Genomic DNA, 12,813 nt, shown 5'->3' with positions numbered 1-12,813 from the left:
CTCATCGGTGTTGATATTTGTTAACAAATGACCGCCAAAATAGACAAACGCACCCGCGCCGCGCTTTTCCGCGCCCGAAGCGCACAGGCGCTGGCCGAAGCCGCCATCAGCCAAGCCGCATTGGCGCGGGCGGTCGGGGTGAGCCGGTCGACCCTCTCGCAACTGCTCAAGGGCGAGGCACCGCGCCTGCCCGGGGCGCAGCTTCTGGCAGACATGGCCGGTGCGCTTGGCGTAAGCGCCGATTGGCTTCTGGGCCTGACGGACCGTCCAGAGCACGCCGCGCAACTGGCCGAAGCCGCGCTCTCAATCACCCAAGCCGAACGCGCGCTGATTGATGACCAGATCTTCGCCTGGCACCAGGAGGCGGCGGGTTACAAGATCCGCCATGTGCCAGCGACCCTGCCCGATATGCTCAAGACGCCTGCGATGCTGCATTGGGAGTATGCCCCGCATCTTGGCAAGACCACGGCACAGGCCATCGGCGCGGCGCAGGATCGGCTCGATTGGATGCGCGGATCGGGCAGCGACTACGAGATCGCCCTGCCGCTTGATGAGTTGGCCGCCTTCACCGTGGCTTCGGGCTACTACAAGGGCCTGCCGCTCGACATCCGGCGCGAGCAATTGGAATGGATGGCAGAGTTGCACCGGCAGTTTTATCCGCAGCTTCGGATATGTCTCTTCGACCGGCGTCGCATGTTCTCGGCCCCGGTTACCGTGTTCGGCCCGCTGCTCGCGGCAGTCTACCTCGGCTCCTCATACCTCGCCTTCCGTGACAAGGAGCGGGTGCAGGCGATCACCGGTCATTTTGACGGGCTGGTGCGGGCGGCCTCGGTGGGGGAACGGGAGTGGCCCGATCATGTGGCGCGGCTGCTGGGCGACATGCGCTAGGCTGTCCGCTGCGCCAAACGCAGTCCGGGCGCGCCGCTTTCACGACACGCCCGGATTGTGTGAAACGCCGGCTGCTATTGGATCAGCGGTTTGATCCCGGCTGCCGCAGCTTGGGTGATCGGGTCGATCGCCATAAGATGCGCGCCCATTTGCTGCACCGTGTTGCCCGTACGCAGGCCGTCCAGCCTTGCGGTGTAATCTGCGGTGCCAAGATGCGCGAGGGTAAGCGCCTTGAAGCAGACGAAAACCGCCAGAACCGTCAGCGCGGGCCGCAGCACCGGGCGCTTGGTGCGTTTGGCCTTGCTGTAGTGGCTTTGGCCCAGCGTGCCTGAGGCTTCAAATCCACCGCCCTTGCGGTGAATCTTTTCGATCCGGCGGATACGTCCGGCAAAATTCTGCATGGTTGGGTCGGCCAAGGTGCTCTCCGTCCGAAAAATTGTTCGCGCTGCCCCCGCCTCGCCATGAAGATGCGCCATGATTTGGGCGGAAATTGGGCGAGCCGTCAGGATTTTGCGAGACAGAGAGTCGTCCAGTCGCCGATTGTTTCAGCGTTTTCCACAGTAAGCCCTTCCGCAACGTAAGCAGCCGTCACATCAGGGGCCTGATCGTTGAGCAGCCCGGAGAGAATCGCATAGCCGCCCGGTGCCATGGCCTTGGCGATATCGGGGGCGAGGCCGATGAGCGGGCCTTTCAGGATGTTGGCGAAGATGAGGCCGAAAGGGGCCGCTGCGTCGAGGGTCGGGTTTTCCAGCCCCTCGGCCTCGATGCAGGTGACCCGGCCCGACAGCCCGTTCGCGGCCACATTGGCTTCGGCCACCTCTACCGCAACCGGGTCGATATCGGAGGCGATGATGGGGGTGTCCCACACCCGGGCGGCGGCCATCGCCAAAACGGCGGTGCCGCAACCCACATCCGCCACGGAGCAGGGCGCAAGACCGTTTTCCAGCAGGCGGTCAAAGGCGCGCAGGCAGCCCAGCGTGGTGCCGTGGTGGCCGGTGCCGAAAGCCATCGCGGCTTCGATCAGCAGCGGCAACGCGCCCTCAGGCACCTTTTCGGCATCATGCGAGCCGTAAACAAAGAAGCGCCCGGCCTCGACAGGGGCCAACTCGCGGCGCACATGGGCAACCCAGTCGGTTTCGGGCAGTTCGGAAACGGTGAAGGGCTTGGCCTCGAAGGCGGCGGCGAGCACTGCCAAGGCAGCGTCATCCGGCGCTTCGGTGAAATAGCCACCAACCTCCCAGAGGCCCGAGTCATCCTCCACCTCGAAAACGCCAACGCCGGTGGGGGCGGGCTCAAGCCGCTCCAGCGCTTCGCCCAAGGCTTCGGCAGGGCCTTGGCCCATGAGCGTGGTGAGGGCGGTGAATGTGGGCATGGCTGGCGCTCCTGCGATAAGTCGCAAGCCGGGTAGGGGCATTGCGGTGCGTGGTCAAGGCCCCGGGGGCAGGCTCATCCGCCCTGCGCGGCGTCTTCGCCCGCTGTGGCGCTCAGCGCGGCGTGGCGGGCACACCGGCCACGGTGTCGCCGGGGGCTACGTCTTTGGTCACCACCGCACCGGCCGCCACAATCGCCCCGTCACCCACGGCCACCCCCGGCAGCAGCGTGGCATGGCCACCGATCCAAACCTCGCGACCTATGCTGACAGGCAGCGCACGCTCCAGCCCCTTCTTGCGGCCTTCAACGTCATGGTGGTGGTCGGCGCAATAAATATGCACGCCCGGGCCCAGCAGCGACCGGGCCCCGATGTCCACGCGTGCGGTGTCCAGAATGGTGCAGAAGGCGTTGATATAAACGCCCTCCTCAAGGTGCAGATTCACCCCATAGGCCACATGAAAAGGCGCTTCGATAAAGCAGCCCGTGCCGATATTGCCGAAGAGCGCGCGGAGTTGTGGGCCACAGGCACCGCGCAGGCCCGGTGCCATCGTCGCGTGCTCGTGGCAGGCCAGCCGCGCAGCATCGCGCAGCGCGCCGAGCTCTGCTGTCATGCAGTTATACCAAGCCCCATTCTCGACGCCCGGCAGGGCATTGGTCATCGCGCGCCAAGACCGACCGGACAGCTAACACCCGTGCCACCCAGCCCGCAGTAGCCGCCCGGATTTTTGGCGAGGTACTGCTGATGATAGTCCTCGGCAAAGTAGAAGTCCGGTGCCAGCAAGATCTCGGTGGTGATCCGCCCCAGCCCCTGCGCATCAAGCGCCGCCTGATACGCCTCCTTCGAGGCGGTGGCCGCCGCCTTCTGTGAGTCGCTGAAGGCGTAGATGCCCGAGCGATATTGCGTGCCCCTGTCATTGCCCTGCCGCATCCCCTGCGTCGGGTTGTGGCCCTCCCAGAAGGCGGCGAGCAGCGCGTCATAGCTCACGCGGGCCGGGTCAAAATGCAGCCGCACCACTTCGTTGTGGCCGGTCATCCCGGTGCAAACCTCGTCATAAGTCGGGTTCGGCGTGAAACCGCCCGCGTAGCCAACCATCGTTAGCTCCACCCCCGGAATCTGCCAAAACAGGCGTTCCACGCCCCAGAAGCAGCCCATGCCAAACATTGCCGCTTCCTGGCCCTCGGGCACCTCGCGGGTAAGCGGGGCGCCGGTCAGGTGGTGGTGGGTTGCGGTGGGGATTGGGGCAATCCGGCCCGGCAGTGCTTCGCCTTCGCCGATCATCGTTCCCTTGTCACGTCCAAATCCGAACATTGTCGAGTCCTCGATTCCCTTCGGGTGCTTTTGTCCGATGATATAGTATCTGGGCGCTCGACTTCATGTCATTTGCCAAGATCGTTACTCGGCGGCGGTTGCCAGCTTGGGGGAAAGACGCGTTTCATGCCCGGGGGCGGGATGTCGGGGGATAAGTGTGGCCAGCACCAGCGAGCCGCAAGCGATCCCCGAGGCGAGGCCAAAAACCGCGCCGGGCGAGACCACCCAGAGGTAGCCCAGCAGTGCCGGAAGGAAGACTGCGGCGATGTGGTTGATGGTGAAGGCCACGGCAGCAGTAGGGGCAATGTCGGCCGGGTCCGCGATCTTCTGAAAGTAGGTCTTCAGCGCCAGCGCGAGGGCGAAGAAAACGTGGTCAATCACGTAGAGCGTGGCCGCCAGCACCACGCCCCAGCCAAACCAGTAGATGCCGCCATAGAGCGTAAACACGATCACCAAGCCGCTATACTCAAAGATCAGCGCGTTGCGTTCTCCCCAGCGGCCCACGAGCCGTCCCATCAACGGTGCAAAAATCATGTTGGCCACGAGGTTGAGCAGAAAAAGCGCAGTGATCTCGTGCACCTCGAAGCCGAAGCGCTCCACCATCATGAAGCCCGCGAAGACGACGAAAATTTGCCGCCGCGCCCCGGCGAAAAACTGCAGCGCATAGTAAAGCCAGTAGCGCCGCCGCAGCACCATCCGCGTGTTCTGCCGATGCTCGCCCTCAAAGCGCGGGTAGGCGATGAGGCAGAAGAGGGCGATGGCCGTGCAGAGCCCACCCGAGACCCAATAGACGAAGGAATAGGAAAGATCGAAGCTCTCCCAAGTCATCACGATAAGCGCATAGGCCACCAGCGTAGAGGCCGAGCCTGCCGCCAGCAGCCAGCCGAGCATCTGCGGCGCGCGCTCGATCTTGAGAAACTGCAGCTGGAGAGATTGGTTGACGGTTTCGTAGTAGTGAAACCCGATCGACGAGAGCATCGTGATCGTCAGAATTCCACCAAGGCTGGGAAACTGGGCCGTCAGCGCGGTGGCCACGCCCAACAGAACCAGCGAGATTAGGCCCAACACCTGCTCGCGGATAAAGATGATCAGCGCGATCACTCCGATGGCCAGAAAGCCGGGGATCTCTCGCACGGTATGCAGCAGCCCAATATCGCGCCCGTCAAACCCGGCAACCTCGATAACGAAGTTGTTCAGCAGCGCCGACCAAGTGGCAAAGGCCAGCGGCATCGCCACGGCCATCAGGAAGAGCAGGGTAATCGGCTGGCGCCAACGCGGGAGGCGATGTGCCTCGCGGAGAGGGATCGTATGCATCTGTCACGCTTTACGCTTCGTTGCGGGTCTTGGGAAGGGGCGAGGCGTCAGGAGCCGGGGCGCTGCTCGCGCGCGCCCGGGGCATGACCTCCCGCTAAAAAAACTATTTGCCTCGGCCGGTCGCCCATGGCGGGCAAGGCAAGCGGATGCCGTCAAACTGGCTGGCGAGCGGTTCGGGTGGGGAGAAGGGACGCGTGGCTGGCATGAGGGCCTCCGATTCGATCTAGAGGCCCATTGATGAAGTCTCAACCTAACTTTAGGTCAAGGCACAAGCGGCCACATCAGCGGGATCAGTGCCGAGGCCAGCAAGCCGATGGTGATGTTGAGCGGGATGCCCACCTTCATGAAGTCGGTAAAACGGTAGCCGCCCGGGCCATAGACCAGCATGTTGGTCTGATAGCCGATTGGCGTGGCGAAGCTGGCCGAGGCCGCAACCATGACCGCAATCACCAGCGGGCGCGGGTCATATCCCAGCGCCGTGGCGAGCCCGATTGCGATAGGGGTCACAACAACGGCCACCGCGTTGTTCGAGACCAGTTCGGTGAGGAGCGAGGTGAGAAGGTAGATCGCCCAGACGATGAAGAAGGGCGGAAGCGTCTCCAGCGCCGGTGCAATGGCGGCAACAATCAGCGTTACGGCGCCCGAAGCCTCAAGCGCGGCCCCCACCGCGAGCATCGAAAAGATCAGCGCCAGCAGCCGCCCGTCGATGAAGGAAAAGGCCTCATCGGCGTCAATGCACCGGGTGCCGAACACCAGCGCAACCGCAAAGATGGAGAGCGCGAGAATGGGCGCAAGGCCGAAGGCAGCCAGCCCGACGATGCCGAGCAGGGCGACGATGGCAATCGGAGCCTTCTGCCGGCGAAAGGCCCGGCCCGTCGGCGCGGCAACATCGACGAGGTCCATATCAGCAGCCAGCCGCTGAATATCCTCTGGCGCGCCTTCCAGCAGCAGCGTGTCGCCCACCCGCACCACAAGGTCATCAAGCTGGCGCCCGATGTTCTGGTTTCGCCGGTGCACGGCCAGCGGATAAACACCATAGCGGCGGCGCAAACGCAGCGCCCCAAGCGAGCGCCCCACCATGCGGGCACCGGGGGTGATGAGCACCTCAACGGTGGAGGTCTCCACCGATGAGAGCTTGTCGACCATCCGTACGTGCTTGCTCTCCTGCAGGCTGAGAAGCTCCGACATTTGGCTGCGCAGCACCACGCGGTCCCCCGCTTCCAGCACCACGTCCCCCATGTTGCGCCGCAGCGAGGCATCGCCACGCAGCACGTCGATCAGGCGCACGCCCTCGCGCTTGAAAGCATCCACCTCGCCGGGTTTCTGCCCGATCAGCGGGCTGTCTTCTGGCAGGGCGACCTCGGTGAAGAACTTGCGCCGCGCCGAGTCTCCGCCCGAGAGCAGGTTGGCCATGCTGGCCCGGTCCGGCAGAATGCGGGGCGCGATGTAGCGCAGGTAGATCATTCCGTAGATCACCAACACCACGGCCAGCGGGGTGACCTCGAAGATCCCGAAGGGATCAAGCCCGTTGGCACGGGCCACACCATCGACCAGCAGGTTTGTGGAGGTGCCGATAAGGGTAAGCGTGCCGCCAAGGATGGCAGCATAGGAAAGCGGGATCAGCAACTTTGAGGCCGAAACCTTCATGGTCCGCGCGAGCTGAACGAATACCGGGATCATCACCACCACAACCGGCGTGTTCGATACAAAGGCCGAGGCGATCACCACGAAGGCAATCATCGCCCCCACGGCCAGCGCAGGCCGGGTGGCGGCATTGCGGTCGGCCACCTGCGTAAACCAGTCAAGCGCACCGGTGCGAACCAAAGCCCCCATGACAAGGAACATCGCGGCAATCGTCCAGGGCGCCGGGTTGGCCAAAACTTCGCGGGCGTCATTGTAGGGCAGCACGCCTGAAAGCAGCAGTACGGACACGCCGAGAATGGCCACAACCTCCGGCGGAAAGCTCTCTCGGATGAACAGGATGAACATCGCGCCCACAACAGCCAGCGCAAAAACGGCGTCCCAAGGCGGGGCGAAAGTGATCAGGTCCATGTGGGTACTGCTTTGCCCATGACGGGCCAATCTTAGCGGGCGGTTCAGGCGAGGCAAGCGGCGAGTGAGGCTTGACCATCGAGAACGCGCAGGCAAGGCTCTGCCCATGGCCCGCCGCGCCGAAATTATCTTCCGGGCCGACCATTTCGCAACCCGGCTCACCTTCATGGTGCACCGCCCGCGCAGGGCGCAGGGGCGGCCCTGCCCTTGGTTTGAGGCCGCGCACTATACCCCGCCCCGCCCAAGGCTGGCCCGCCCCGGGTTGCGGGCAGTGTGGCGGGTGGAGGAGGGCAGGGCCGAGTATCTCTTCACCTCGCTCGAAGAGCTGGCGCATTTTCAGGCGGTCTGGGGCCAAAGGGTGCTGCCCCGCCCACGCCAATTGGCGCAAGCCCACGGCATGGCGGCGGTAAACGGCGTATGGCTGTCGCGCATGGCAAAGCCCAACTGGCCCCGTCGGCAAGCGTTCCTGCGCTGGCTGGCCCGCCATGATGCCCCCTTTCGGGCGCTTATGGCAGAACTCGCCGTATGACCTCGCTAGAGGCCCTGCCAAAAGAACTCCGCGCCCTCGTCGCGCCCCATGACATCATCGTTTTTGACGGAGACTGCGTTCTGTGCACCCGCTTCTTCCAGTTCATGCTCGGGCAAGACCATGCCCAGCACTTCCGCTATGCAACGGCGCAATCTGCCCTCGGCCAAAAGCTTTATGCGGCACTCGGCATGCCTCTGGACGACTTCGAAAGCAATCTCGTGATAACCGGCAGAACCATCCACACCCACATGGACGCCTTCGCCGCCGCCATGTCTGCCCTGGGTTGGCCTTGGCGGGCGCTGGCCATCTGCCGCTTCCTGCCCGGCCCAATAAAACGCCCGCTCTACCGGCTGGTGGCCCGCAACCGCTTCCGGCTCTTCGGACGGCGCGATAGCTGCTATCTGCCCACGCCCGACATTCGCGCCCGCTTCCTCGACGCCCCGTAGTGCCCCTGTCCGCGCTAGGCCTCCCAATTGTGGTTGGCGCTGCGGCCCGCAGCGGGTCAGGCCTTCGCGGCGGCCGCGTCACCAGTCATCGCAGCCAGGCGGGCTCTCTCCAGCTTGACCAACTGCCAGAACATGGCCGAAACTAGCCGCATTGTCTTGATCCGATTACCCCGAAAGGCCCTTGCCATGTTTCGCGTTGCGCCGCTTTCCGCTGCCGCCCTTCTCCTGCTCGCGCCCGCCGCCACGGCAGATTGCATCACTCGCGCCGAGAGTTTCCTGATGTGCACCGTGAATGGCGGTGCCAAGGAGTTGCGCGGCTGCTGGGGGCCGGGCGATGCGGGCTACCAATACGGGCCTGCGGGCGGCGAGCCGGAGCTGGTCCTTTCGGTGCCGCTGACCCAACTGGATTATATCCCATGGGCCGGCGTGGGCAGTTCGATCTGGGAAGAGGTCAACTATCACAACGGCGATGTGCAATATTCCGTCTGGCACCGGATCGACCGTGACCCGGGAGGCGATCCGCCTTCTGCCGGGGTCACCGTGACCCGGGGCGAGGAGACATTGGCAGACTTGCAATGTGATCCGGGCTCCATCTCCGCCAATTACCAAGGGCTCTATGAGGCCAAGGCAGAAATCGGCCAATGCTGGCAGGATTTCTCATGGCAAAGCTGCGCCGAACCGGCGGCGTCCCCGGCACCCGCCGCATGCCAGCCAGGCAGCCGCCCGTTTCTGGCCTGCACAACCGGTCGCGGCGCCAAGCAGGTTGCGGGCTGCGTCGGCCCCAATGGTGCGCACTACAGCTATGGCCCGGCAGGGGCAGCCCCCGAACTGGCGCTGACGGCCCCGCTTGATGGGTTTGAATACACACCCGCCGCGCAACATCCGGCAGGACAGTCCATCGCGACCTTCTGGAATGGCAAAACAGGCTACGCGCTCTGGGCCAGCTCAAGTGGCGCAGGGGTCGAAGTTGTGCAGGGTGACAGCGCGCTGGCGGTGCTTGATTGCGACCCGGGCAGCAGCACCGTTGATTTCGGCGCACTGGATGCCGCCTTGGCCGCTGAAAACCTCTGCTTCGGCGGGTTCTTGTGGTCCCGCTGCACGTCACCGTGATGCCCCCTGTGCGAATTGGTCTCGCTAAGCTATCCTGTGCTCAACGAATGAAAGGACATCTCATGCGCCGCCTCGCACTTCTTGCCGCGTTCTTTGCCACGCCAGCGCTTGCGGGCAGCTGGATGGCTCCCAATGGCTACCGCGTGGATGGCGGGCCGCAATCCATTGTCGTCCACCCCTTGGCGGGCGCGGGTAGCCCGGGCATTTTTTGCGCGGCAGCCACCTACGCGCTAGACCGCCTCGGCGCGCAACCAGCCGATACCGTGGTTGTCACCACCCCGCGCAGCGGCCGGGTTTTCGGGCCGGGTGGCGAAACCGTGGGCTTCCGGCTTGATCCGGGCGCGTCGCCCGATCACGGGATTTTCCTCAAGGCATCGCGTCAAGGCGAGGCAGTGTCTGTCGCCCATGCCCGCTCGCTTTGCGGTGACGATATCCAAAACTGAGCCTGTCACGGTTTCCTGCGCATGGAACCTCCGCCTGCCGGGCGGAGTTTCTCCTGCGACATGAAACAGATAGCTCCCCTCCTGATCGCCCTCGCGACCGCCGCTGCCGCAAGCTCTGCCGCCGCGAGCCCATTCATTGATTACCCCGACGATCCCGGCATGCCGACCGAAGAGGTCGTTGAAATCGTCGTTGCGCCAGAAGACCTGAGCCGCTGCCAAGCGACGCTGGCGATGGTCACCGGCGCCCCGGTCGCCGTTCCTCAAGGTGCCCCGGAAACCCGCGTTGCCATGGACGCCGAGCAAGCCCCGGCGCTGCCCGTGGCCACCTGCGTAACAGAGCCGCGCTCGCGCCCCGTGCCCGGCTCCTGACCGGGCCCGGACTTATCCCGCCACGCCCGCCACCAAACTGGCCTGCAAACCCCGCCGCGCATTCGCCACCTCCGCCACAGCGCCACGGCCCGCCCGTTGAGCGATCCTGTCGTTTCCGTTCTTGCGGTCCCGCTCGCCACGTCCCCCATACGCCGAAACCTTGCTGAACACTTGGTCTGAAACGGTCTCGGGGAAGAAGATCTGTGACGTCAGAACCTCCCGTGCGTTCAGCCACACCTTGTAGTGCACATGCACCGCCCGCCCCGGATACCAACCGGGGTAAATGGTAGAAAACTTCGCAACGCCATCGTTGCCAGTGACCTGCGTGCCGCGCAAAAAGGTCTCTCCCGCTGTCTGCTCGCGCGCATAGCCCGAGTAGCGCCCTTCAGCATCGCAATGCCAAATATCCACCCGAGCACCTTCTATCGGCGTGCATCCGGCATCCACCACCTGCAACGCCAACGCCAATGGCAGCCCTGGCAGGCCCTCAGTCACGTCACCCCGGATCAATCCCGGGTCAATGTAATAAGGCCCCTCGGTTGTTTCGCGCTGCACCATGCAGACATTGCCGGTAATCAACCCACCTTCCTGCGCAAGCGCCCTTCGCGCTGCCAGTGCTGAAAGCGGCATGGCGGCGAGCGTGGCAAGTAGATGGCGGCGGTTGATGGCTGTCATGGCGGTCTCCTCGGCGTGGTCAGTCACTATGTAACGCGCCGGGCGGCAAAATCCGTCACAAGGTTGCGCCCAATCGTCAGCCCGCGCATCCTCGCGCTCATGCAAACCACCTTTACCATCGCCACCCGAGGCCCCGGCCTGACCATGTTCACCGATGATGTCGCCCGCTGGCTCAAGGGCGCGGGCGATGGGCTGCTGACGCTGATGGTGCGCCACACCTCCTGCTCGTTGCTCATTCAGGAAAACGCTGACCCGGATGTGCAGGTGGACCTCATGGAATTCTTCCACCGCCTCGTGCCGCCCGCTGACGATTATTCGATGGCCTATCTCACCCACACGCTGGAGGGGCCCGACGACATGCCTGCCCACATCAAGGCGACGCTGTTGCCGGTGTCACTGCAGATCCCGGTGGAGGCGGGGCGGATGCGGTTGGGCACCTGGCAGGGGATCTACCTGTTCGAGCATCGCGCGGCACCACATCGCCGCGAGGTCGCGGCGCATTTCTCTCAAGGTTAACGGCAGCGCTGCGCTGCACCGCGATATGCATGGGTTGTGCATAGGATGTGCATGGGTTGTGACGTGGTTAACACGGTTTCATGCTGCGTTCGCACAGCAGCATATGGGGGCAAGCGGTTTAGGCTACCCAAACTCTGGGGGCTGCCCTATAGTGCCTGTGGATAAATGGGGAGTATAACCCCAGAGAGGCAGAGAAGAAGGGGACAGGAATGCGCTGCCCGTTTTGCGGAAATGTCGATACGCAGGTGAAAGACAGTCGGCCAGCGGAGGACCATGTTGCCATTCGGCGGCGGCGGTTCTGCCCGGCTTGCGGTGGCCGTTTCACCACCTATGAACGCGTGCAACTACGTGATCTCGTTGTCATAAAATCAAGTGGACGCCGCGAGGACTTCGATCGGGACAAGCTCGAACGTTCGATCCGGATCGCCTTGCAAAAACGCCCGATTGACCCGGAGCGCGTGGATCAGATGATCTCCGGCATCGTCCGTCGGCTGGAAAGCATGGGCGAGACGGACATCGACAGCAAGGTGATTGGCGAGATCGTCATGGAGAGCCTCGCGCGGATCGATACCGTCGCCTACGTCCGGTTTGCCAGTGTTTACAAGAACTTCCAAGCCGCGGATGATTTTGATCGCTTCGTCTCCGAGCTTCGCCCGCCGGTGATGCCCGGTGATCCCGAGGAGTGAGCCGTCAGGCTGACGAAGGCTGGATGGCCCGCGCCCTGAGCCTTGGGGCGCGTGGCTTGGGGCAGGTTTGGCCCAACCCGGCTGTGGGCTGTGTCATCGTGAAAGATCAAAGGGTTGTTGGCCGCGGCTGGACCCAGCCTGGTGGTCGGCCCCATGCCGAGGTGATGGCACTCCGCCAAGCTGGCGCGGCGGCCCGGGGGGCCACCGCCTATGTCACGCTAGAGCCCTGCGCCCACCACGGCAAAACCCCGCCCTGCTCTGAGGCGCTCATAGAAGCAGGCGTCGCGCGGGTTGTTGCAGCCCTGCAAGACCCGGATCCACGCACCGCAGGCCAAGGCATGGATCGTTTGCGCGAGGCCGGAATTCGCTGCGAAACCAATGTCATGGCACAGGCCGCTCAACGTGCCCATACTGGCTTTTTCTCGCGCGTTCAACATGGCCGCCCGCAACTTACCCTGAAACTCGCCAGCTCTTTCGATGGCCGCATTGCCACCGCCTCGGGCGAGAGCAAGTGGATCACCGGCCCCGCAGCCCGCCACGCGGTTCAAGGCCTGCGGGCCAGCCATGACGCGGTTTTGGTTGGGGCAGGCACCGCCCGCGCCGACGATCCGGCGTTAACCCTTCGCGGCTATGGTGAGCGCCGTCCACCGGTGCGCGTCGTCGTCTCCCGCAGGCTCGATGTGCCCACGGATGGGCAACTCGCCAGAACCGCGCATGAGCAGCCGCTCTGGCTTTGCCATGGGGCGGATGCGCCTGAGGCGCGCAAGGCGGAGTGGGCGGCGCTGGGCGCGGAATTGATCGAAGTGCCGCCGGGTGCGGACAGGCACCCTGACCCCGTCGCCATGCTGGAGCTTCTCGGCACGCGAGGGCTAACCCGGGTGCTCTGCGAGGGCGGTGGCATGTTGGCCGCGTCGCTCATGGGGGCGGGGCTTGTTGATCGGCTCATCGGCTTCACCGCAGGCCTTGTGCTTGGCGCAGAAGGCCAGCCTTCTTTTGGGCCGCTTGGCCTTTCAAATCTCTCCGAGGCGGTGCGCTATGTGCTTGAGGAAGAACAGAAAATAGGGCCAGACCTGATGGCAACTTGGGTGCGGGCCAGTTAAGCGGC

General features: G+C 64.2%; 16 protein-coding genes. 9 read left to right on the top strand and 7 right to left on the bottom strand.

The annotated features are described in order from the left end of the window. Positions 1 to 27: 27 nt before the first annotated feature. Positions 28 to 888: a helix-turn-helix domain-containing protein gene (locus FHY55_RS15100; protein WP_140014982.1), complete on the top strand. Its 861-nt coding sequence runs from the start codon at positions 28 to 30 to the stop codon at positions 886 to 888. Positions 889 to 962: 74 nt separating this feature from the next. On the opposite strand, the gene FHY55_RS15095 is transcribed toward FHY55_RS15100, so the two are convergent. The 6 genes from FHY55_RS15095 to FHY55_RS15070 all read right to left on the bottom strand — a co-directional run bounded on the left by FHY55_RS15095 (position 963) and on the right by FHY55_RS15070 (position 6,934). After that, on the bottom strand, positions 963 to 1,304 hold the full coding sequence (locus FHY55_RS15095) for a hypothetical protein (protein WP_140014981.1): 342 nt from the start codon (positions 1,302 to 1,304) through the stop codon (positions 963 to 965). An 86-nt stretch (positions 1,305 to 1,390) separates the two neighbouring features. After that, a complete protein-coding gene (locus tag FHY55_RS15090) occupies positions 1,391 to 2,260 on the bottom strand; it encodes a 50S ribosomal protein L11 methyltransferase (protein WP_140014980.1) in 870 nt (289 codons plus the stop codon). A 112-nt stretch (positions 2,261 to 2,372) separates the two neighbouring features. Continuing rightward, positions 2,373 to 2,918, bottom strand: a complete 546-nt coding sequence (locus FHY55_RS15085; protein ID WP_140014979.1) for a sugar O-acetyltransferase — start codon at positions 2,916 to 2,918, stop codon at positions 2,373 to 2,375. Beyond that, entirely contained in the window at positions 2,915 to 3,568 is a 654-nt protein-coding gene (gene msrA / locus FHY55_RS15080) for a peptide-methionine (S)-S-oxide reductase MsrA (protein WP_140014978.1), read from the bottom strand. Before msrA ends, FHY55_RS15085 begins: the two co-directional genes overlap by 4 nt. 84 nt (positions 3,569 to 3,652) lie before the next feature. Continuing rightward, entirely contained in the window at positions 3,653 to 4,882 is a 1,230-nt protein-coding gene (locus FHY55_RS15075; protein ID WP_140014977.1) for an MFS transporter, read from the bottom strand. A 261-nt stretch (positions 4,883 to 5,143) separates the two neighbouring features. Next, positions 5,144 to 6,934 (bottom strand): SLC13 family permease, encoded by a 1,791-nt coding sequence (locus FHY55_RS15070; RefSeq protein ID WP_140014976.1) that lies wholly within the window; start codon positions 6,932 to 6,934, stop codon positions 5,144 to 5,146. Positions 6,935 to 7,040: 106 nt separating this feature from the next. Between FHY55_RS15070 and FHY55_RS15065 the strand changes: the two genes are divergently transcribed. The 5 genes from FHY55_RS15065 (at position 7,041) to FHY55_RS15045 (ending at position 9,831) form a co-directional block, all read left to right on the top strand. Further along, positions 7,041 to 7,463, top strand: a complete 423-nt coding sequence (locus tag FHY55_RS15065) for a hypothetical protein (RefSeq protein WP_140014975.1) — start codon at positions 7,041 to 7,043, stop codon at positions 7,461 to 7,463. Further along, positions 7,460 to 7,909, top strand: coding sequence for a thiol-disulfide oxidoreductase DCC family protein (locus FHY55_RS15060; RefSeq protein WP_140014974.1), 450 nt, complete (start codon positions 7,460 to 7,462; stop codon positions 7,907 to 7,909). The genes FHY55_RS15065 and FHY55_RS15060 overlap by 4 nt, the downstream gene beginning before the upstream one ends. A 186-nt stretch (positions 7,910 to 8,095) precedes the next feature. Further along, positions 8,096 to 9,019 (top strand): hypothetical protein, encoded by a 924-nt coding sequence (locus tag FHY55_RS15055; protein WP_140014973.1) that lies wholly within the window; start codon positions 8,096 to 8,098, stop codon positions 9,017 to 9,019. Between the two features lie 62 nt (positions 9,020 to 9,081). Beyond that, positions 9,082 to 9,462, top strand: a complete 381-nt coding sequence (locus tag FHY55_RS15050; RefSeq protein WP_210410492.1) for a hypothetical protein — start codon at positions 9,082 to 9,084, stop codon at positions 9,460 to 9,462. A gap of 60 nt (positions 9,463 to 9,522) precedes the next feature. Further along, complete coding sequence (locus FHY55_RS15045) at positions 9,523 to 9,831, top strand: hypothetical protein (RefSeq protein WP_140014971.1); 309 nt, start codon at positions 9,523 to 9,525, stop codon at positions 9,829 to 9,831. 12 nt (positions 9,832 to 9,843) lie between these two features. Here the strand turns inward: FHY55_RS15045 and FHY55_RS15040 are convergent, their stop codons facing one another. Then, the gene (locus FHY55_RS15040; RefSeq protein WP_140014970.1) at positions 9,844 to 10,506 is read right to left on the bottom strand and encodes a protocatechuate dioxygenase; all 663 of its coding nucleotides are present in this window, start codon (positions 10,504 to 10,506) and stop codon (positions 9,844 to 9,846) included. A 99-nt stretch (positions 10,507 to 10,605) separates the two neighbouring features. On the opposite strand from FHY55_RS15040, the gene FHY55_RS15035 reads away from it, so the two are divergent. From FHY55_RS15035 to ribD, 3 genes are all read left to right on the top strand, one after another. Continuing rightward, the gene (locus tag FHY55_RS15035; protein WP_140014969.1) at positions 10,606 to 11,022 is read left to right on the top strand and encodes a secondary thiamine-phosphate synthase enzyme YjbQ; all 417 of its coding nucleotides are present in this window, start codon (positions 10,606 to 10,608) and stop codon (positions 11,020 to 11,022) included. A 209-nt stretch (positions 11,023 to 11,231) separates the two neighbouring features. Next, the gene (nrdR, locus tag FHY55_RS15030) at positions 11,232 to 11,708 is read left to right on the top strand and encodes a transcriptional regulator NrdR (protein WP_140014968.1); all 477 of its coding nucleotides are present in this window, start codon (positions 11,232 to 11,234) and stop codon (positions 11,706 to 11,708) included. Positions 11,709 to 11,731: 23 nt separating this feature from the next. After that, a complete protein-coding gene (gene ribD, locus FHY55_RS15025; RefSeq protein WP_140016135.1) occupies positions 11,732 to 12,808 on the top strand; it encodes a bifunctional diaminohydroxyphosphoribosylaminopyrimidine deaminase/5-amino-6-(5-phosphoribosylamino)uracil reductase RibD in 1,077 nt (358 codons plus the stop codon). Positions 12,809 to 12,813: the final 5 nt, after the last annotated feature.

This window comes from Oceanicola sp. D3 (genome assembly GCF_006351965.1).
GTDB lineage: Bacteria > Pseudomonadota > Alphaproteobacteria > Rhodobacterales > Rhodobacteraceae > Vannielia.
Note: the sequence above shows the minus strand (reverse complement) of the source record. Positions and strands in the feature narration are given on the sequence as shown.